Source organism: Halopseudomonas formosensis (assembly GCF_900115905.1).
Taxonomy (GTDB): domain Bacteria; phylum Pseudomonadota; class Gammaproteobacteria; order Pseudomonadales; family Pseudomonadaceae; genus Halopseudomonas; species Halopseudomonas formosensis.
In genome coordinates, this window is record NZ_FOYD01000013.1 from 16,528 (window position 1) to 36,530 (window position 20,003).

Sequence of the window (20,003 nt, forward strand, 5' to 3'; positions counted from 1 at the left end):
TGACCTTTTCGAGCCTGATGCATGTTCTTCAGTGACGAGCGACTGCAGTTCTTCCGCCCCCTGACCAGCAAATACCGGGAACAGATAGTCGAATGTCTGCGCCTGCTGCACGGTCGGCTGTACAGCGCCAGCGCCGACTACGGCGAATCACTTCGCCGCGAGCAGGTGCTCGACATCTTCAGCGAGGCGCTGCAGCGTGCGCCCCTGCTGGACGGCGACGAGGAGGATCAGGGCCGCTTCAAGAGCAGCCGCGAACAGGCCGGCTGGATTCTCAACACCCTGGTCGATCACGGCTGGCTGGAGCGTCAGGTCGATCAGGTGACCTTCCAGTCCACCTACCCCTTCAGCCGCCTGGGTCGGCTCTTCACCCAGTCCCTGAGCGAGGCGATCGCGCACAGCGTGCGCACCCGCCACCGCAACACCCGCAACACCCTCAACGCCCTGTCGGCCTTCGCCGACCGCGGCGAGGTCTACGATCTGCTCGACGCCTACGAGTTCTCCGAACGCATCATCGCCGACTTCACCGACATCATCGCCGAGCTGGAGGAGCGCAAACGTCAGCTGGTGCGCGAGGTGGAACAGCGCCAGCTGATCCAGGAAGCCAGCGAGCAGTTCTTCGAATTCATGGAAAAGCGCTTCCAGCCGGACCTGGCCATCCGCCTGTCGGCGGACAGCGTCGAGCGCCACCGCGAACACCTGTTGCAGCAGATCGAACGCATCCGCCGCAAGCCGACCGAATGGAAGGCCCATGCCGAGCGCGAACTGCGCAGGCTCGCCCCCGAGCTGCTCGGCGACACCCGCAGCTCGGTACTCTGGCGCCTGCTCGACCATATCGAGGTACGCCTGCGCAACGCCGCCGACGTCATGCTGCCGGCCCTGCGCCGTACCCTGCAGAGCTTCACCCAGCGCGCCGACATCATCATCCGCCAGCTCAGCTATCTGCACAGCCAGCAGCACACCGATATCGTCGGGCTGTGCCGGGAACTGGCCAGCCTCCCCGAAGCGGAGCAGCACCAGCGCCTGGCCGCCGCCGGCGAGCTGATGGCCACCGTCAACCTGCAGCTGATCGACCCCGCCCAGGTCCAGCTGCGCGAGCGCCGCGCGCGTTCGCCGGTCCACAGTCTGATGCTCGACCCCGGGCTGCCGGATGACGACACCCTCAACGAGCTGGCCGTGCAGCGCCGGCTCGACCAGGCCTTCGCCATCAACGCCGGCAGTCTGCGCTCCTACCTGCAGGCCGCACTCGGTGAAGGGCGCCGCATCGACACCCGCGATCTGCCCATCCAGGACGCCCGGGACCTGCTGGCTGCCAGCCACCTGATCGAGCTGGCTGGCGCCGACCATGCCGCGCATGGCCTCAAGGTGCGCATCGAACCCAGCGGCGAAGTGCTGCAGGACGACTTTTTCAGCCGTCGCGACGGCTTCATCATCGAACTGGAATCCAACGACCATGCGTGAAGCACTGCAAGCCCGACTGGACGAACGCGGCGTCAGCAGCGCCGAGTTCTCCGATCTGATGATCCGCCTGCTCGACCGCGGCGTCCTGTGCCGGGACGAAAGCAAGCGCGAAGCCGAACTCTATGACCGCTTCCTGCAGGTGCGCGAGCTGGTGGAGGACTATCTGGCAGTGCTGCGCATACGCCTGCTGCACGAACCGCGTTTCAACCTGCTGCGGGTATTTCCGCCGGGCGCGGAAGTGCCCGGCCTGCCCGACACCGAGGACGACAGCCATGCCCTGCGCCAGCGCCTGAGCCAGCAGGAGGTGGCGCTGATCCTGGTCCTGCGCGCCGAATACGACAAGAGCCTGCGCGAAGGCCAGCTGGATGAACACGGTCAGGCACTGCTGTCCCTGGAAGCGCTGAATCTGAGCATGCGCAATCTGCTCGGTCGCAGCCTGCCGGAGACCGCCACCGAACGCCAGGCCCTGCTGCGCCGGCTGCGTCAACTGCGCCTGATCCGCAGCCCCGCCGAGATGGACACCGACAGCGAGGAGGCCTGGCTGACAATCCGCCCGGGCATCATCAGTCTGGTCACCGACACGGCCCTGGCCCAGCTGGCCCCGCAGGCGGCGGAGCAGCCCGAAGATCAACCCGAGTACGAGACGCCCTGATGTATCTGAAACGTTCGATTACCGTCAATTGGGGCAACCTGCCGGTGCAGGAGCTGGACTATGGCCCGGTCAATCTGTTCTCCGGTGGCAACGGCTCCGGCAAGACCACGGCCGCCGATGCGCTGCAGACGCTGATGACCGCCGCCCATGACAACCTGTTCAACTACAACCCCGGCCAGGACGAAACCACCCAGCGCGGACGCGGCGGCAAGCAGGTGCGTACCCTGGCCTCCTACGTGCTCGGCTGCGACGATGGCGCCTATGCCCGCCCGCATGACACCGATGGCTATATCGCCGGGGTGTTCCATCCGACCAGGGGCGAGACCAGCGAGCCTTTCACGGCAGTGATAGGGGTGCGCGCGCATCTGGATACCGCCGGCAGCAGCCGTCAGGCCCGTCAGCAGGAACTGCTGCTGATGATAGTCCCCGGGGAGATGCTGTCCCTGTCGCACTTCCTGCGCGAGGCCGAGGATGGCCGCCACGTACTGCCGGTCACCGAGCTGCCGGAACTGCTGCGGCGCCAGTTCGGCAAGCAGGGCGTGGAAGTCTACGATCGCAAGAGCGCCTATCTGGCCCGGCTCTACGGTGCCCTGCGCGGGCGCAGCGATGCCGTATCGGTCCGCGAAGCCAAGAATGCCGCCCGCACCTTCGCCAATTTCATGGCCTACAAGCCGGTGCGCTCGATCGACCAGTTTGTCGCCGAGGAGGTGCTGGAAGCCCGGGACTTCGGCGATACCATCCGCCGCATCCGCGACCTGCTGCGCACCGTGCATGGCATGGAGCAGGAAGCCAGCCGCATCCGCGGCGCGGTAGACCTGCTGCAGCAGGCCCGTCAGCAGGCCGATGACTACCTTGACCTGTGGCTGGAACGTACCGGTCTGGAGTATGCCGCCGCTGCCCAGATCTGGCGTCAGAACCAGCGCCAGTATCTGAGCGCCAAGGACGAGCAGCAGCAGCTGGCAGCGCGGCTCGCAGCCTGCGCCGACGAGCAGCGCCTGACCGGCGAGCGGCTGGATCAGGCCCACCATGAGCTGGTGCAGCTGGAAGCACGGCGCCAGGGCATTCCGGCACTGCACTCCCGGGACCAGCTGCAGGACCGCCAGCAGCAGTTGCATGCCCAGCTGCAGGAAGGCGTGGCGCCGCTGCTGGAGCAGGCCCAGCAGCGCGATCGCAATATCGAGGCCCTGCGCCAGCTGCAGCAGTTGCTCGGCCAGCACAGCCTGGGGCTGGAACTGCCGCACCTGACCAGCCGCAGCTGGCGCGAGGCCAGTCAGGCAGTGCTCAGCGCGGAGCAGCAGCCGGTGGCCGACCTCAACCAGCTGCTGGCCCGGGACTGGATCGATCTCAGCCCGCTGGACAGCGGGCTGGACGCGATACGCGCCCAGCAGCACAGTCACAACCAGTTGGCCGCGCACCTGCAGCAACCCCTGGCCGAGGGCATCAGCCTGCTGCAGAAGGTCGACCGTCTGAGCCAGGAACGCAGCGCCAGCCTCGCCCAGACCGAGCGCCAGATAGCCCAGGTCGAACACCAGATCAAGGGGCTGCAGGCCAGCCGGGTCAGCTATCCGGGCTATGTCGAGGATGCCCTGCGCGCCATCCGCCAGCAGTGCCCGGGCGCCGACCCGCGGGTGCTCTGCGACCATGTCGAGGTACTGGACGCAGACTGGCAGATGGCGATCGAGGGTTATATCGGTGGCAGCCGCTTCGCCATCCTGGTGGAGCCGGAATACGAGGCCGACGCCATACGTATCGTCCGTCAGCTCAGCAGCCGCGAACGCAACCGGGCCCGGGTCATCCAGGGTGACAAGGCACGTCAGGATGCCGAGCGCATCAGTGTGCCGGCGGACTCCATCCTGCAGGTGATGAGCTTCAGCCACAAGATTGCCGAATACTATCTGCGCGCCTCCTACGCCGGCGTGGCGCGGGTGGCCGACGCCGAAGCACTGCGCCGGACCCGGCGCGGGATCACCCGCGAGGGCATGGGCTCGGGCAACTATGCCCTGTTCCGCTGCGATATCGATGATGCCCAGCTGGTATTCGGTGCCGGTGCCCGCGAACGCAACCTGCGGGCCCAGCAACAACAGCTGGACCAGCTGCAGGTGCAGCGCCACAGCCTGCGTCAACAACTCCAGGCCCTGCAGCAGCTGGCCGCCCTGCTCGGCCAGATCCGCCCGCTGGACTACGCCGCCCGGGCCACGGTGCTGCTGGATTGCCAGCGCCAGCTGCGCGAGGTCGAGCAACAGCTCAGTGATCTGGATCTGGGTGCACATCAGGATCTGGATGACGAGCAGCAGCGGGTCAGCGCCCGCTATCAGGAGCTGCAGCAGCACCAGCGCGAACTGGTTGAGCAGCAGGGCCGGCTGGACGAGAAGCATCAGCAGGTCAGCCAGCGCATCCGCCAGCTGGCGGACCAGAGCGACAGTCTGCTCGAGCGCAAGGATCAGGCCGAACAGCACCTGCTTGAGGCCGCCGGCAAGTTGCCGGGCATGGATCCCCAGGCCCGCCTGGAACAGCTGGATGCGATGCTCGACGAGGCCCGCGAGCAGTTCGACTTCGCCGCCGACAGTGCCGCACTGACCAGCCGCCTGCATCAGCAGGCGATCAGCCTCGAGCGCTCGCTGGAGCAGTACAACCAGCAGGCCCAGCCGGCCGACATGCTGCTGCATGACAGCCCCGAGGCGCTGCACAGTCCCGGATTCTACGAGCACGTCGGCGGCCTGCGCCGGCAGCTGGACAATCTCTACAACCGCCTGCGCAACAACGTGCTGCTGGAGAAGCAGAGCCAGCTGGCGAGCCTGCGCGACAGCTTCAACACCACCTTCGTCAGCGACCTGTGCCACGAAATCCATCAGGCCGTGAACGACGGGCGCCGCACCCTGGAACAGCTCAACCGCGAGCTGGAACACCACCAGTTCGGCGCCGACCGCGAGCGCTTCCAGTTCGACTGGGACTGGCTGCCGGAATACCGGGAATACTGGGAGTTCTTCCAGGAAGTGATGAGCCTGCCGAACCTCGGCGACGGCACCAGCCTGTTCGGCGACAGCCTGTCGCAACGCGCCGCCGAGGTGCGGGACAAGCTGCTGTCGCTGCTGCTGGACGGGGATGAACAGCAGGCCCTGCGCGAGCTGGAGCGCATCAGCGACTACCGCCGCTACCGCCGCTACGACATCCTCAAGTTTCCCCAGGGCAAGGCGCCGATCCGCCTCAGCGAATATGGCACCGGCTCCGGCGGCCAGCTGGAGACCCCCGCCTACATCATCCGTGCCGCAGCGGTCACCAGTGCCTTCCGCTTCAATGAGGGCGACAGCCACCTGCGCATGGTGATAGTCGACGAGGCCTTCATGCACATGGATGAGACCCGCTCACGGGAAGTGATCCACTACCTGACCGATACCCTGGGTCTGCAATTGATCTTCATCATGCCGACCAGCAAGGCGGGCCCCTTCCTGGATCTGATCAGCAACCAGTTCGTGTTCAGCAAGGTGCCGGCCAGCCAGCCCATCGGTGAGCTGCAGACCCGGGTGCTGCTGGACCGTCAGCAGCTCAACCGCGAGCGCGTGGCCGAGCTGTGGGCCCAGCACCGCCGGGTTATCCGCCAGCAGGGGTTGCTCGACTTCATGGAAGCGCTCTAGGCTCAGGGCAATCAGCCGCCCCGCTTCTCGGGGCGCTGGTTCTTGATCCACAACAGGGTATTGTCACGCCGCAGGGTGAACAGGCCGATGCCCTCGACCAGCTCGCTGAGCTTGCTGTAGCCATAGTTGCGCGGGTCGAATTCCGGCATCTGCTTGGTGATGTGACTGCCCACCGGCCCGAGATTGGCCCAGCCATCATCCCCCGCCGCCGCATCTATGGCCTGGCGGAACAGGTTGCACAGCTTGGCATCCTGGCGCAGTTCCTGGCTGCTGCGGCGGGTGATGGCGCCCTGGTGTCCCTCGGCGGCCGCGGCGCTGCTGTCGTCGCGCTGCAGGAAGATCTCGGTATAGATGAAGCGGTCGCAGGCGGCCACCAGTGAGCGCGGCGTCTTCTGTTCACCGAAGCCGTAGACCATCTTGCCGGACTCGCGCAGGCGCGCGGCCAGACGGGTGAAGTCGCTGTCACTGGACACCAGGCAGAAACCGTCGAAGGTACCGGTGTACAGCAGATCCATGGCGTCGATGATCATGGCGCTGTCGGTCGCGTTCTTGCCGCTGGTGTAGGCGAACTGCTGGATCGGCTGCAGCGAGTGCTCCAGCAGGCTGGCCTTCCATTTCCCCAGTCCCGGCGTGGTCCAGTCGCCGTAGATGCGCTTGACGCTGGCGACACCGAAACGGGCCACCTCCGCCAGCAGACCCTCGATGATCGCCGGATTGGCATTGTCCGCGTCGATCAGAACCGCCAGGCTGTCGCCCTTGCCGTTGCCATTCATCGGCTGCACCCCCTTTTTTCAGTTCGACTGTCTGAACCGCTGGGGCGCCGGACGGTACAGCAGCATGGCGCCCTGGCTGGCGAGCACCAGCAGGATCAATGGCAGCATTTCCATGGTGCAGACATAGTGCAGCATGCCGATCCAGCCGGGCAGCTTGGCATGGGTCAGCCCCAGCAGCTGGGTATGGTGCAGACGGTTCCAGGCCTGTTCATCGGCAGCGGCGGGGGCCGCGTCCACTTGCTGCAGAGCCGCCTTGTAGAGGCCGAAGCGCCAGACGGTCAGCAGCAGTGTCAGCATGCCGGCAATGAACAGGGGTACCCCCACTCCGGGGTAGGCGCCGCCGCTGCGATCATGGAAGAACCAGACCACCGCGATCGGCAGTATCAGCGAGGCCAGACACTGCATGCGCCAGTTGCGCCGCATCGCCTGCCAGTGGATCAGGGCGTCCATCATTCGGCCTCGGCCTGATGAATGCTGCCCAGCAGGTGACCCAGCTTGCCTGCCTTGGTTGCCAGATAGTTGCGGTTGAAGGGGTTGAGCCCGGTGCGCAGCGGAATGCGCTCGGCCACGGTGATACCGAAGTCTTCCAGCGCCTTGACCTTGCGCGGGTTGTTGGTCAGCAGCTTGAGGCTGGTAATGCCCAGGTGCGCCAGCATCGGCTTGCAGATGCCGTAGTCGCGCTGGTCCGCACCGAAGCCGAGCAGCTCGTTGGCTTCCACGGTATCGGCACCGCCGTCCTGCAGATGATAGGCGCGGATCTTGTTCATCAGGCCTATGCCACGGCCTTCCTGACGCAGGTACAGCAAGGCGCCACGTCCCTCATCGGCGATCGCCTTGAGCGCCGCCTCCAGCTGGAAGCCGCAGTCACAACGCAGGCTGAACAGCGCATCGCCGGTCAGGCACTCGGAATGCAACCGCCCCAGCACGGGCTGGCCATCGCCCACATCGCCCATGGTCAGCACCACATGTTCCTTGCCGGTACCGGGTTCAAGGAAGCCGTGCATGGTGAAAGTGCCCCACTTGGTGGGCAGCTGGGATGACGCAACATAGGTGACTGACACGCTGTCTCCTGAGACCACACTGTTTTGAGAGGGCCGCTATCTTAGCAGCACAAGACCCCGGCAGTCAGCGCTGATCTGCCCGAGCGGTACGAAAGGCGCCGATCACAGCAGCCACTGGGCGCCCTGCAACACCAGCAGAGCCATGATCCCGGCGAGGATATCGTCGAGCATGATGCCCAGCCCGCCGCCGACCCGGCGGTCGACCCAGCCGATCGGCCAGGGTTTCCAGATATCGAACAGGCGGAACAGCACGAAGCCCGCGAGCAGCCACAGCCAGCCGGGGGGCGCCAGCCACAGAGCGATCCACAGGCCGACGAACTCGTCCCAGACGATGCCGCCATGGTCGTGCACGCCCAGATCCGCCGCGGTGCGGTGGCACAGCCAGATGCCCAGCAGGGTGCTGAGCAGCAGCACCAGGGCATAACCGCCCACCGGCAGCTGCTGCCAGAGCAGCACGAAGGGCAGCGCCGCCAGGGTGCCCCAGGTACCCGGCGCCCTGGGCATGGCACCGCTGCCGAAGCCGAAGGCCAGAAAGTGGATAGGGTTGCGCCACACCGAGGCCGGTGTCGGGCTGCGGGACTCAGCCATCGGCAGACTCCTTGAAATGTTGGTAGCCGCCGTCACCGGCGATCGGTTGTCCATCCAGCCAGACGCCCTGGCCTGCTTCGACCCGGCCGATCACCGTGATCGGCCAGTCGCCCAGCTGTGCCAGCGCCGCAACCGGCAGGCTGAACAGCAGCACATAGTCATCACCGCCGCGCAGCATCCAGTCCAGCTGCTGCCGGGCCGGCCAGTGCCGCAGTGCCGGTGCGGACGGCAGGTCGGCGCCCTGGATATGCAGCGCTACCCCGCTGGCCCGGGCCAGATGCCCGGCGTCCTGCAGCAGCCCGTCGGAAATATCCATTGCCGCACTGGCCAGCCCCTGCAAGGCCTGCCCCAGCTCGCACTGGGCCCGTGGCCGCCAGAAGCGCGCCAGCAGATAGTCGCGACTGGCCTCATCCAGCGGCGCGGGCAGCGGCTGACCCAGAACCAGCGCCAGCCCGGCAGCGGCATCCCCCAGCGGCCCGCCCACACAGAGCAGATCGCCGGGACGCGCACCGCTGCGGCGCAGGGCACGCCCACGGGCGACTTCGCCATACACGCTGATGCCGATGTTCAAGGGGCCACGGGTGGTGTCGCCGCCGATCAGGCTGATGCGATGGTCGACCGCGCACTGGGCCAGGCCATCGGAAAAGGCACCGAGCCAGGCCTCATCTGCGGTCGGAAGGGTCAGAGCCAGGGTAAAGCCCAGCGGGCGAGCGCCCATGGCCGCCAGATCACTGACCGCCACCGCCAGGGCGCGGTAAGCGAGATCGGTCGGACAATACTGTTCGGGAAAGTGGACACCCTGCACCAGACTGTCAGTGGAAATAACCCACTGGCAGCCCGGCGCGGGTTCAAGCAGGGCGGCATCGTCACCGATGCCCAGTGCCACGGCGGCCGGGTCACCGGCCTGTTGCAGCACTGCGCGCTGGAAGTACCGGCCTATCAGTCCGAATTCACCCAGCGGCATGTGGCAACCTCCGCGGCTCAACGCCCCCGGCGCGACGCATTGACCTCGACACTGCGCAGGCGGGGAGCCAGCTTGTCGAGAATGCCATTGACGTACTTGTGACCATCGGTGGCACCGAAGACCTTGGCCATCTCGATACCTTCGTTGATCACTACCTTGTAGGGCACGTCGGCTCGCTGGGCCATTTCATAGACGCCGATGCGCAGAATGGCCAGCTCGATGGGATCGACCTCGGCCACCGCGCGGTCCAGAACCTGCTTGAGCTGCTCGTCGATCTCGTCGAGATGGGCGGGCACGCCGCGCAGCAGTTCCTGGAAGTAGGCCCCGTCGGCGCTGTCGAAATCGTACTCGGGGTCGCTGCGCAGCTGGGCCTCGATGTCGCTCAGCGGCTGACCGGCCATCTGCCAGGAGTACAGGGCCTGCAGTGCCAGGCTGCGGGCCTTGCGCCGCATGGCGCTGCGGGACTGTCCGCCGGAGCGCTTGGGTCTTGCGTCGTGATCAGCCACTTAGGCCTCCAGCTGCTTGATCACGCTGACCATTTCGATTGCCGAGAGGGCGGCTTCCGCGCCCTTGTTACCTGCCTTGGTACCCGAGCGCTCGATGGCCTGCTCGATGCTGTCTACAGTCAGTACGCCGAAGGCGACCGGAATACCGGACTCCAGGGACACGGCGCCGACACCCTTGACGCACTCGCCGGCAACGTATTCGAAGTGCGGCGTACCACCACGGATGACTGCGCCCAGGGTGATGATGGCATCGTACTGCTTGAGGTCAGCCACCTTGCGCACCATCAGCGGGATTTCAAAGGCACCGGGGACCCGGACTATGGTGATGTCGGATTCCTTGACACCGTGACGCTTGAGGGTATCTACAGCGCCGTCGACCAGGCTCTCAACCACAAAGCTGTTGAAGCGGCCGACAACCAGGGCGTAGCGACCCTGTGCAGCGACGAAGTCGCCTTCGATGGTACGGATTGCAGTCATAACATTCTCTCTTAAAGAACCGGCGGCACTCGCTGGCACCGCCGTCATTCAATGCGTTTATTCGCAGGGCAGGTATTCTACTACTTCCAGGTCGAAACCGGATATGGCGTTGAACCTCATCGGCATCGACAGCAGGCGCATCTTGCGCACACCCAGATCCCGCAGGATCTGCGAACCCGCCCCTACCGTATTGTAGGTGCTGGGACGGCGTACGACAGGTTCACCACCGGCGATCTGCTGGACGTGATGCAACAGCTCTTCGCCGTCCATCTGATTGCCCAGCAGCAGCACCACACCATTGCCCTGCTCGGCCAGCTTGGCCATGGCCGCACGCAGGCTCCAGCGTCCGGGCTGGCGCACCATGAACAGGTCGCGCAGCGGGTCCATGTTGTGTACCCGCACCAGGGTCGGCTCCTCCGGCTCGATCGTGCCGAGGGTCAGGGCCAGGTGCACGGCGTTTTCCAGGCTGTCCCTGTAGGTCACCAGATTGAAGGTGCCCAGCTCGGTATCCAGCGGCTGCTCCGACACACGCTCGACGGTGCGCTCGTTGAGCAGGCGGTAGTGGATGAGGTCGGCGATGGTGCCGATCTTCAGTCCGTGCTGCTTGGCGAACTCCTCCAGCTCGGGGCGGCGGGCCATGCTGCCGTCCTCGTTCATGATCTCGCAGATCACCCCGGACTCGCCGAAGCCGGCCATGCGAGCCAGGTCACAGGCGGCCTCGGTGTGACCGGCACGGGCCAGCACACCACCGGGCTGGGCCATCAGCGGGAAGATGTGGCCGGGGCTGACGATGTCCTCGGCCACCGCATCGGGGGCTGCAGCGGCCTGCACGGTACGCGCACGGTCGGCAGCGGAAATGCCGGTGGAGACGCCCTCAGCCGCCTCGATGGAAACGGTGAACTTGGTGCCGAAGCCCGAGCCGTTGCGCTGTACCATCAGCGGCAGTTTCAGGCGCTCGCAGCGTTCCAGACTCATGGGCATGCAGATCAGGCCACGGCCGTAACGGGCCATGAAGTTGATATCCTCGGCGCGGCAGGCCTCGGCGGCCATGATCAGGTCGCCTTCGTTCTCCCGGTCCTCGTCATCCATCAGGATGACCATCTTGCCGGCGCGGATGTCTTCAACCAGTTCTTCAACAGTATTCAGTTTCATACGGCCCTCCCGGGCACGTTGTTCAGGACTTCAGAAAGCCGTTTTCGGCGAGAAATGCCATGCTGATGCCGCCACCGGCACCGGATTCGGCGGCCTTGTCACCCAGCAGCAGGCGCTCCAGGTAGCGAGCAATCACGTCCACCTCGAGGTTCACCCGGGTACCGGGCTGATAGTCACCCATGATGGTTTCCTGCAGGGTGTGCGGCACTATGTTCAGATCGAACACCGCTCCATCCACGCCATTGACCGTCAGGCTGGTGCCGTCCACGGTGATCGAGCCCTTCTGGGCTATGTATCTGGCCAGCTCCGCCGGTGCCTCGATGCGAAAGCGCACCGAACGGGCCTCATCCTCGCGTGACAGCACCTGACCGACGCCATCCACATGGCCACTGACCAGATGACCGCCCAGCCGGGTGGTGGCGGTCAGGGCCTTTTCCAGGTTGACCCGGCTGCCGACCTTGAGCTGGGTAAAGGCGCTGCGACGCATGGTTTCCTGGCTGACATCGGCCCAGAAACCGTCACCGGGCAGTTCCACCACGGTCAGACAGACGCCGTTCACGGCAATGCTGTCGCCCAGCTTGACGTCGCCCAGGTCCAGCTTGCCGGTTCTGACCTGAACCCGCACATCACCGCCGCGCGGCTGCAGACTGGCGATCTGCCCTGTTGCTTCGATTATTCCGGTAAACATCTTTGCCTCGGTTAGCTGTGCATTTTCCAGCGGCGCGGCCGCATCTGGCGCAGCCGACATGGAGAAGGGATCCGGGCAATTATAAGCGGGTCGGGCCGATATCGACAGCCCGACCGTGGTCAATCGGCCTGTGCGCGGCTCGGGTGGGCGGTGATGCGCCAGTCCCTGCCCAGGGCGCGCAGGTCGATGATCTGCAGATCCCCGGCCTGGGCCATGGCGTCGAAGGGCAGCTGCAGCAAAGGTCGGGCGTTGCTGCCGAGCAGGCGCGGCGCCATATAGACGACCAGTTCATCGACCAGTCCGGCCTGCCAGAAGGCCCCGGCCAGGGCGGCACCCGATTCCACCAGGACCTCGTTGCAGCCGCGCCGGGCCAGCTCGGCCAGCAGGCCGGGCAGGTCCACTCTGGCGTTCTGTCCGGGCAGTGCCAGCAGCTCCAGCTGCGGACGCTGATACTCAGCCTCGCGGCCCATGGCATCGGAGCAGACCACCAGCACGGGCCCTGGCTCGTGGAACAGCCGCCGGTCCAGCGGTACCCGCAGGCGACCATCGACCAGTACCCGCAGCGGCTGGCGCTGCGCCACCTGGGCAGCCAGCTCCGGCGCCAGCCCCAGCTCGGCAGCGCGCACGGTCAGAGCCGAATCGTCCAGCAGCACACTGTCGGCACCGCTGATGATGGCGCCACTGCGCGCCCGCAGGCGCTGCACATCGGCCCGCGCCTGCGGACCGGTAATCCACTGGCTCTCGCCACTGGCCATGGCGGTACGACCATCCAGACTCATCGCCAGCTTCAGCCGCACCCAGGGCAGACCCTGCTGCATGCGCTTGATGAAACCCGGATTCAGCTGCCCGGCCTCGGCTTCCAGCAACCCGCACTGCACCTCGACACCGGCCTCCCTCAGACGCTGCAGGCCGCGCCCGGCGACCTGCGGATTGGGGTCCTGCATGGCCGCCACCACGCGGCTCACGCCGGCGGCGACCAGCGCATCGGCACAGGGCGGGGTCTTGCCGAAGTGGCTGCAGGGTTCCAGGGTGACGTAGGCGGTGGCGCCCCGGGCCAGCTCGCCGGCCTGGCGCAGTGCATTGACCTCGGCGTGGCCCTCGCCGGCGCGCACATGCCAACCCTCGCCGACGATACGGCCGTCGCGTACCAGTACGCAGCCGACCCGTGGATTGGGTTCGGTGGTGTAGAGCCCCCGCTCGGCCAGGCGGATGGCTCTGGCCATCAGCGCCTGATCGCTCAGCGCCTCAGCCATCGGCGGGCTCGCCGCGGGACAGCCGATCGATTTCCTCGCGGAACTGGTTCAGATCCTGGAAGCGGCGATAGACCGAGGCAAAGCGGATATAGGCCACCTCATCCAGTTCCTTGAGTTCGGCCATGACCATCTCGCCGACCACCATGGCCTTGACCTCGCGCTCACCGGTGGCGCGCAGGCGGTGCTTGATCCGCCCCAGAGCGGCCTCTATCTGCTCGACGCTGACCGGACGCTTTTCCAGAGCGCGCAGCAGACCGGCGCGCAGCTTGTCCTCATCGAAGGGCTGGCGGCGACCGTCCTGCTTGATGATGCGCGGCAGCACCAGTTCGGCGGTCTCGAAGGTGGTGAAACGCTCCTGGCAGGCCAGGCATTCCCGGCGGCGACGCACCTGGGCGCCGTCGGCTACCAGTCTGGAGTCGATCACTTTGGTGTCATTGGCACTGCAGAACGGACAGTACATATCGCATCATTCCCGGAATCGGAGGCGCGCCTAGCATACCGCCTGCCCCCCGCCAGTAAAAGGGCATGGCGGTTTCACCGGAGCCGGCGATCTGGCTACAATGCCGGCCTCTCTTCCAGTCGGTTCTGCACCATGTCGACACCCCGCTTACTTGCCCAGCTCGAGGAATGCCTGCATAAGGTGCTGCCGGATGCGCGTCTGGCGCCCTGCAGCCTGCCCGGTCTGCCGGAACTGCAGCTGTGGCTGCTGGACCCGGTCAATCTGGACCGGGCCTTTGCCAGCGAGGAAACCCGACGCCTGCTCGAGCAGCCACCCTACTGGGGCTTCTGCTGGGGCAGTGGTGTGGCCCTGGCCCGCTGGGTACTGGACAACCCGCAGCAGGTGCGCGGCCGACGGGTACTGGATTTCGGCAGCGGCTCGGGCGTGGTCGCCCTGGCCTGCAGCGCGGTCGGCGCCAGCCGCAGCATCGCCTGCGATCTGGATCAGGGCGCCCAGCTGGCCAGCGCGCTGAATGCCGAACTCAACGGGCTGCCCATCGAGCTGGCCGATGACTACTTTGCGGTGACCGGCGAGCTGGATCTGATCCTGGCCGCGGATGTGCTCTACGACAGCGACAACCGCCCCTTTCTCGAACGCTTCCGGCAACGGGCCGACAGCGTACTGATCGCCGACTCCCGGGTACGCGATCTGCAGCACCCGGGCTACCACAGGCTCGGCCACCTGCACGGCCAGACCTGGCCGGAACTGGGCGAGCCGGTGGAGTTCCGTCAGGTGGCGCTGTATCAGAGTCTCCCTTGATAACCGCGGCGCCGCCCCCAGATAAGCCCTTCAAGCCCTTGCATTCAGGAACCTCAATGAGCCAGTCACCGCATATCTTCGACGTCACCGGCGACACCTTTGATCAGCTGGTAATCGAGAACTCCCGTCACAAGCCGGTGCTGGTGGACTTCTGGGCCGACTGGTGCGCCCCCTGCAAGGCGCTGATGCCGATGCTGGCCTCCATAACCGAGAGTTTCGGTGGCGAGCTGCTGCTGGCCAAGGTCAACTGCGACGCGGAGGTGTTTCTCACCGAGCGCTTCGGCATCCGCAGCCTGCCCACGGTGGTGCTGTTCAAGGATGGCCAGCCGGTGGACGGTTTCGCCGGCATCCAGCCGGAAAGCGCCATCCGTGCCATGCTCGAGCCCCATGTCAGCGCCGCGCCCGCCGAGGAAGAAGCAGAGGATGTCCAGGCCAGCGTAACGGCGCTGCTGGACGCCGGCCAGCCGGAGCAGGCGATCACCCTGCTGCAGCAGGCCATGGCCGAGCACACCAGCGATCCCCTGCTGCTGTTGCTGGCCCGGGCGCTCATGGATACCCGCCAGTTCGACGATGTCGAGGCGGTGCTGAATGCTGTCCAGGATCAGGATGGCAACAAGCAGGCCCTGGCCGGCCTGCGCGCCGGGCTCGGCTTTGCCCGGCAGACCGCGCAACTGCCCGAGCCGCAGGCGCTGCAGCAACGCCTGCAGGCCAACCCGGCGGACAGCGAGGCGCTGTACCAGCTGGCCCTGCATGACCTGGCCCGGGGCCAGGCCGAGGCGGCCCTCAACGCGTTGCTGCACCTGATGCAGAGTGACCGCAGCTATGGCGACAATGCAGCCCAGCGCACCCTGCTGCAGGCCTTCGAGCTGCTGGGCAACGACCATCCCCTGAGCATCAGCTACCGCCGCCGGCTGTACCAGCTCCTCTACTGATCCACCTTTTGTCGCATCCCCGGAGAAATGGCGGTGTGCTATGATCGCGCCGCCCGATCAATGAGGAGTCATCTGCAGCAACACCACGGTCTGCCCCGCTCCCCATCCACATTCAACAGGGGAGTGTCCTCATGAACCTATCGCCCGCCATGCAGCGGTACCTCGATTACATCCAGCAGCTCGAGGCCCAGGGCACACGGCTGGTGGAATTCCCCTGCCCTGCGTGCGCTGAAGGCATCCTTACCCCGGCAGCTGCGCCCTGTGAAGTCATCGACACCCTCACCGACTGCCCATACTGCGGCACCCTGTTCCTGATGATCAGCGAAAGCGACCGCGCCCGGGGCATGCTGATGTGAGGAGGCGGGCTGCCACCCGCTCCGAAATTGTTATAAGGTAACATCCTGAGCCATCAATGGAGCTACAGGATGCGTCGACTCTCTTCCCTGCCCCTCGCCCTGCTGGCCGCTTTCAGCGCCGGCATTCAGGCCCATGACCCCGGCCATCACGGGTCCAATGCCCCCGCCCACCAGCATGGTGTCGGCCAGCTGCATCTGGTGATCGAGCAGGACCAGCTGCATCTCGAGCTGCAGGTTCCAGCGGACGATCTGCTGGGCTTCGAGCACGCTCCCAGCACCGCGGAGCAGCACGCGGCTCTCGCTGCCCTGCAAGAAACCCTGCAGCAACCCGAACGGCTGTTCCGCCTGCCCGCGCCCGCCCGTTGCGAGCTGGAGGCAAGCGAGCTGCACAGCAGTCTGTTTGCCCCTGCCGACCCCGCCATCGAACATGGGCGACATGGGGAACATGCGGATATCAGTGCCCGCTACCAATTCCGCTGCGCGGCAATGCCCCGGCTGCAACAAGTGGAAATACTTGTGTTCGACCTGTTTCCCAATAGTCAACGACTGGTATTGCAGGCGATCACCCCCAAAGGCCAGACTGGCGCCGAGCTGACCGCAAAACGCAATCTGGTCGATCTGTGAATCACCCGAGCAAGTCCATGTCCCTACCCGTGATCCAGCTGGAAAACCTGGTGTTCGCCTGGCCCGGCCAGTCACCGCTGCTGGATATCGAACACTTCACCCTGGCTGCCGGCGAACGGGTCTTTCTCAAGGGCCCCTCCGGCAGCGGCAAGACCACCCTGCTCGGCCTGCTGGGTGGCGTGCAGTTGCCCGCGAGCGGACGCATCCAGCTGCTGGGTCAGGATCTGGCACGCCTGTCCGGCTCCCGTCGGGATCGCTTCCGGGCCGACCACAGCGGCTACATCTTCCAGATGTTCAACCTGCTGCCCTACCTCTCGGTGCTGGAGAACATCAGCCTGCCGTGCCGCTTCTCGGCACTGCGCCGCCGGCGCGCCATCCAGCGCCACGGCAGCGTCGAGGCCGCCGCCCGGCACCTGCTTGCGCACCTGGGGCTGGATCGACAGGAACTGCTGCGCCGCGCGGTAACCGAGCTGTCCATAGGTCAGCAGCAACGGGTGGCCGCCGCCCGGGCGCTGATCGGCAGCCCGGAGCTGGTGATCGCCGACGAGCCGACCTCGGCACTGGACGCCGACGCCCGGGAAGCCTTCCTGAATCTGCTGTTTGTGGAGTGCCAGGCGGCGGGCAGCAGCCTGCTGTTCGTCAGCCATGACGGTGCGCTGGAGCGCCTGTTCGACCGCAGCCTGTCACTGAGTGAACTCAATCGCGCCACCCCCGACGGAGGACTGGACTGATGTATCTGTTGCGTCTGGCCCTGCGCAGCCTGCTTAACCGCCGCTTCTCGGCCCTGTTGACGGTGCTGGCCATCGCCCTGAGCATCACCCTGCTGCTGGGTGTGGAGAAGATCCGCACCGAAGCCCGCGCCAGCTTTGCCGGCACCATCTCCGGCACCGACCTGATTGTCGGGCCGCGCACCGGCTCGGTGCAGCTGCTGCTGTATTCGGTATTTCGCATCGGCCACCCCAGCGCCAACATGCGCTGGGACAGTTTCCAGCGGATCGCCGACCATCCCCGGGTGGCCTGGGCGCTGCCCATCTCCCTGGGGGACTCGCACCGTGGCTACAAGGTCATGGGCACCAGCGCCGACTACTTCCTGCATTACCGCCACGGGCGCGACCGTGCACTGGCCTTCGCCGAAGGCAAGGCCTTTGCCGATCTCTATGATGCGGTGCTGGGTGCCGATGTCGCCCGCGAGCAGGGCTATGTGCTGGGCAGCGAACTGGTGCTGGCCCATGGCACCGGCTCGGTGAGTTTCGTCGAGCACGCAGACAAGCCCTTCCGCGTCAGCGGCATTCTCGAGAAGACCGGCACCCCGGTGGACCGCACCATCCATGTCAGCCTGCAGGGGCTGGAAGCGCTGCACGTCGACTGGCGTCAGGGCATGCCGGCCCGGGGAGCAGCCCGGATCAGCGCCGAACAGGCCCGCGACATGGCGCTGACCCCGTCGAGCATCACCGCCGCACTGCTTGGACTGGACAGCCGGGTGGCAACCTTCGCCGTGCAGCGTGATATCAACCGTTTCCCCGATGAGCCGCTGATGGCGGTGCTGCCGGGGGTTGCCCTGCAGGAGCTGTGGAGCCTGCTCGGCGTGGCGGAAAAGGCCCTGTTCATCGTCTCCGTGTTCGTCGTCCTGACCGGTCTGGTGGGCATGCTCACCGCCATTCTCTCCAGCCTCAACGAACGGCGCCGGGAGATGGCCATACTGCGCTCGGTCGGCGCACGTCCACGGCACATCTTCAGCCTGCTGCTGCTCGAGGCCTTCGGCCTGGCGCTGGCCGGTGCCCTGCTCGGGGTCGGCCTGATGTATCTGACACTGTGGCTGGCCCAGCCACTGATACTCTCGCACTACGGGCTGTTCATCCCGATCACCGCGCCCGGGCCCTGGGAATGGTCTCTGCTGGGCGGCATACTGCTGGCGGCAGTGCTGATGGGCAGCGTGCCGGCCTGGCGCGCCTATCGGCAATCCCTGATCGACGGCCTGTCGATCCGCACCTGAAGGAGACAGCATGAAACCGGCGTTATACCTGATCGCGGGGATACTGCTGCTGAGCGGCAGCGCGCTGGCCGGTATGCCCATGGAAATCGGCTGGGCCGAACTTCTTCCTCCGGAGCTGCGAGACCGGCCATTGATGCCCGAACCGGTTCACGACCTGAGTGCGCTGGGCGAGTTCGACGAGGAGCTGCTGGGTGACCCGGCGGTCCAGCTCGAGCCGGCGGCGCCGGTAGTGGCGGAACTCGATGGCCGCCACATCCGCCTGCCCGGTTACATAGTGCCGCTGGGCATCACCGAGGCCATGGAGGTCGAGGAGTTCCTGCTGGTGCCCTGGTTCGGCGCCTGCATCCATGTGCCGCCGCCGCCCTCTAACCAGATAGTGCACGTACGCAGCACCAGCGGCATCCCGCTGGATGCGCTGTACCAGCCGTTCTGGATTTCCGGGGAGGTGCGGGTGGAGCAGGTGGAAAGCGAGATGGCCACCGCCGGCTACCGGATCAGCGCAGCCAGCGTGGAGCCCTATCTGTACTGATCAGCTGTTGTCCAGCGCAGACTGGGCATAGCCTTCCCATTGGCGGATCAGCTGTCGCTGCTGCGCGCTGGCGCCGGACTGGGCCCGCTTGAGGGTACCCAGCAACTCTTGCCACTGCCCGTCCTCCAGCTGGAAGCCGGCCACACGCAGCCAGTGGTCGGCCCGGTTGCTGCCGTTGGCCAATGCCGCCCAGGCTTCCCGGGCCCGCTGGCGGTCCCGGGCCAGGGTCCAGAGTTGCGCCAGACGCTCCTGATGGGCAGCATCCCGGGGCAGCAGCTGCTGTGCCATCAGCTCCTCCAGCAGACGTGCAGCCTGCCAGGGCGCCCCGGCATTGACCTGCAGCGCCACCAGGTTGTCCAGATCCCGAGCACCCAGCCCGACTCCGGCCTCATGGGCCAGACGCAGGGTAGCCGCAGCGGCGCGCTGCTCCCCCGCCTGACTCTGCAGGGCGGCCAGTTGCCGCCAGTGTTCGGCCCGGGCCGGGTCGCGCTTGAGCAGCACCTTCTGCCACTGGGCAGCGCGGCCATGGTCGCCCTGCTCGTAACTCATGCCCACCAGCAGCTGATACCAGACGTCATCGGCGGCGGCATTGGCGCGCACCACCTCCTCGGCCAGCGGGATGGCCCGACGATACTCCCGCAGCCGGCTGTAGCACTGCACCAGCAACTGGGTCTGCTCCAGGTTCAGGCCAGCCTGCCGGCGCTCCTGCTCCAGCAGCCGGGCGGCCTCGGCAAACTCTTCCCGGGAGGCCAGCAGCTGGGCCAGATTGAGCCTGTCCTGGCGCGCCGCCTCCGGCTCCAGTCGATCATGGGCCAGGGCCTTGCGCAGCCAGCCGATGGCTGCCTCGTACTGCCCGGCACTGATGGCCACATAGCCGAGACGTTGCTGAATCAGTGCCAGCTCCAGACTCCCGGCCGGGGCCTGTTCCAGCGCGGAGTCGAGCAGGCGGCGGGCCTGGGCCAGATCACCCTTCTGCTGTGCCTGCTGCGCGCTGTTCAGCGCGGTGAAGACCACCGGACTGATCGCCTGCTGAGCCATACCCAGTGCCGGTGCCAGCAGCAGAGCGAGCCCCAGCAGGACGTTGCGACAATGTCGGACAGCGGCCAT

22 protein-coding genes are annotated in these 20,003 nt (G+C 66.3%); 10 read left to right on the forward strand and 12 right to left on the reverse strand.

Annotated features, from left to right (window positions below; genetic code table 11):
* The first annotated feature begins 21 nt into the window (after positions 1-21).
* Genes BM046_RS14225 through BM046_RS14235 form a run of 3 tightly spaced genes read left to right on the forward strand, consistent with a single transcriptional unit; the run spans position 22 to position 5,742 of the window.
* The gene (locus tag BM046_RS14225) at positions 22-1,458 is read left to right on the forward strand and encodes a Wadjet anti-phage system protein JetA family protein (RefSeq protein WP_090540645.1); all 1,437 of its coding nucleotides are present in this window, start codon (positions 22-24) and stop codon (positions 1,456-1,458) included.
* Positions 1,451-2,110, forward strand: a complete 660-nt coding sequence (locus BM046_RS14230; RefSeq protein WP_090540647.1) for a DUF4194 domain-containing protein — start codon at positions 1,451-1,453, stop codon at positions 2,108-2,110. Before BM046_RS14225 ends, BM046_RS14230 begins: the two co-directional genes overlap by 8 nt.
* Positions 2,110-5,742, forward strand: a complete 3,633-nt coding sequence (locus tag BM046_RS14235) for an ATP-binding protein (RefSeq protein WP_090540649.1) — start codon at positions 2,110-2,112, stop codon at positions 5,740-5,742. The genes BM046_RS14230 and BM046_RS14235 overlap by 1 nt, the downstream gene beginning before the upstream one ends.
* 11 nt (positions 5,743-5,753) lie before the next feature.
* On the opposite strand, the gene BM046_RS14240 is transcribed toward BM046_RS14235, so the two are convergent.
* The 11 genes from BM046_RS14240 to nrdR form a co-directional block, all read right to left on the reverse strand.
* Entirely contained in the window at positions 5,754-6,515 is a 762-nt protein-coding gene (locus BM046_RS14240) for an NYN domain-containing protein (protein WP_090540651.1), read from the reverse strand.
* An 18-nt stretch (positions 6,516-6,533) separates the two neighbouring features.
* A complete protein-coding gene (locus BM046_RS14245) occupies positions 6,534-6,968 on the reverse strand; it encodes a hypothetical protein (protein ID WP_090540653.1) in 435 nt (144 codons plus the stop codon).
* Positions 6,965-7,576 carry a GTP cyclohydrolase II gene (gene ribA, locus BM046_RS14250; protein ID WP_090540654.1) on the reverse strand — a complete coding sequence of 204 codons (612 nt, stop codon included), beginning with the start codon at positions 7,574-7,576 and terminating at the stop codon, positions 6,965-6,967. Before ribA ends, BM046_RS14245 begins: the two co-directional genes overlap by 4 nt.
* A 102-nt stretch (positions 7,577-7,678) precedes the next feature.
* Positions 7,679-8,164, reverse strand: coding sequence for a phosphatidylglycerophosphatase A family protein (locus BM046_RS14255; RefSeq protein ID WP_090540656.1), 486 nt, complete (start codon positions 8,162-8,164; stop codon positions 7,679-7,681).
* The gene (gene thiL / locus BM046_RS14260) at positions 8,157-9,122 is read right to left on the reverse strand and encodes a thiamine-phosphate kinase (protein WP_090540754.1); all 966 of its coding nucleotides are present in this window, start codon (positions 9,120-9,122) and stop codon (positions 8,157-8,159) included. Before thiL ends, BM046_RS14255 begins: the two co-directional genes overlap by 8 nt.
* 23 nt (positions 9,123-9,145) lie before the next feature.
* Positions 9,146-9,580 (reverse strand): transcription antitermination factor NusB, encoded by a 435-nt coding sequence (gene nusB, locus BM046_RS14265; RefSeq protein ID WP_090540756.1) that lies wholly within the window; start codon positions 9,578-9,580, stop codon positions 9,146-9,148.
* Positions 9,581-9,634: 54 nt separating this feature from the next.
* Positions 9,635-10,111 carry a 6,7-dimethyl-8-ribityllumazine synthase gene (gene ribH, locus BM046_RS14270; RefSeq protein WP_044501218.1) on the reverse strand — a complete coding sequence of 159 codons (477 nt, stop codon included), beginning with the start codon at positions 10,109-10,111 and terminating at the stop codon, positions 9,635-9,637.
* Positions 10,112-10,168: 57 nt separating this feature from the next.
* The gene (gene ribBA, locus BM046_RS14275) at positions 10,169-11,263 is read right to left on the reverse strand and encodes a bifunctional 3,4-dihydroxy-2-butanone-4-phosphate synthase/GTP cyclohydrolase II (protein WP_090540657.1); all 1,095 of its coding nucleotides are present in this window, start codon (positions 11,261-11,263) and stop codon (positions 10,169-10,171) included.
* Between the two features lie 22 nt (positions 11,264-11,285).
* Positions 11,286-11,951, reverse strand: a complete 666-nt coding sequence (locus tag BM046_RS14280) for a riboflavin synthase (RefSeq protein WP_090540758.1) — start codon at positions 11,949-11,951, stop codon at positions 11,286-11,288.
* 119 nt (positions 11,952-12,070) lie between these two features.
* Positions 12,071-13,204 (reverse strand): bifunctional diaminohydroxyphosphoribosylaminopyrimidine deaminase/5-amino-6-(5-phosphoribosylamino)uracil reductase RibD, encoded by a 1,134-nt coding sequence (gene ribD / locus BM046_RS14285; RefSeq protein WP_235818656.1) that lies wholly within the window; start codon positions 13,202-13,204, stop codon positions 12,071-12,073.
* Positions 13,197-13,664, reverse strand: coding sequence for a transcriptional regulator NrdR (nrdR, locus tag BM046_RS14290; RefSeq protein ID WP_090540658.1), 468 nt, complete (start codon positions 13,662-13,664; stop codon positions 13,197-13,199). Before nrdR ends, ribD begins: the two co-directional genes overlap by 8 nt.
* Before the next feature lie 132 nt (positions 13,665-13,796).
* Between nrdR and BM046_RS14295 the strand changes: the two genes are divergently transcribed.
* From BM046_RS14295 to BM046_RS14325, 7 genes are all read left to right on the forward strand, one after another.
* A complete protein-coding gene (locus tag BM046_RS14295) occupies positions 13,797-14,462 on the forward strand; it encodes a class I SAM-dependent methyltransferase (protein ID WP_090540660.1) in 666 nt (221 codons plus the stop codon).
* A 56-nt stretch (positions 14,463-14,518) separates the two neighbouring features.
* Entirely contained in the window at positions 14,519-15,394 is an 876-nt protein-coding gene (locus tag BM046_RS14300; protein ID WP_090540662.1) for a thioredoxin family protein, read from the forward strand.
* 131 nt (positions 15,395-15,525) lie between these two features.
* The gene (locus tag BM046_RS14305; RefSeq protein WP_143084205.1) at positions 15,526-15,750 is read left to right on the forward strand and encodes a hypothetical protein; all 225 of its coding nucleotides are present in this window, start codon (positions 15,526-15,528) and stop codon (positions 15,748-15,750) included.
* Positions 15,751-15,819: 69 nt separating this feature from the next.
* The gene (locus BM046_RS14310) at positions 15,820-16,374 is read left to right on the forward strand and encodes a DUF2796 domain-containing protein (protein WP_090540666.1); all 555 of its coding nucleotides are present in this window, start codon (positions 15,820-15,822) and stop codon (positions 16,372-16,374) included.
* Positions 16,375-16,391: 17 nt separating this feature from the next.
* Positions 16,392-17,105, forward strand: coding sequence for an ATP-binding cassette domain-containing protein (locus tag BM046_RS14315; RefSeq protein WP_090540667.1), 714 nt, complete (start codon positions 16,392-16,394; stop codon positions 17,103-17,105).
* Positions 17,105-18,367 (forward strand): ABC transporter permease, encoded by a 1,263-nt coding sequence (locus BM046_RS14320; protein ID WP_090540668.1) that lies wholly within the window; start codon positions 17,105-17,107, stop codon positions 18,365-18,367. The genes BM046_RS14315 and BM046_RS14320 overlap by 1 nt, the downstream gene beginning before the upstream one ends.
* A gap of 10 nt (positions 18,368-18,377) precedes the next feature.
* Positions 18,378-18,896, forward strand: a complete 519-nt coding sequence (locus BM046_RS14325; RefSeq protein ID WP_090540671.1) for a DUF3299 domain-containing protein — start codon at positions 18,378-18,380, stop codon at positions 18,894-18,896.
* Here BM046_RS14325 and BM046_RS14330 read toward each other — a convergent pair whose 3' ends face one another.
* Positions 18,897-20,003, reverse strand: a complete 1,107-nt coding sequence (locus tag BM046_RS14330) for a tetratricopeptide repeat protein (protein WP_090540673.1) — start codon at positions 20,001-20,003, stop codon at positions 18,897-18,899. It abuts the gene before it with no gap.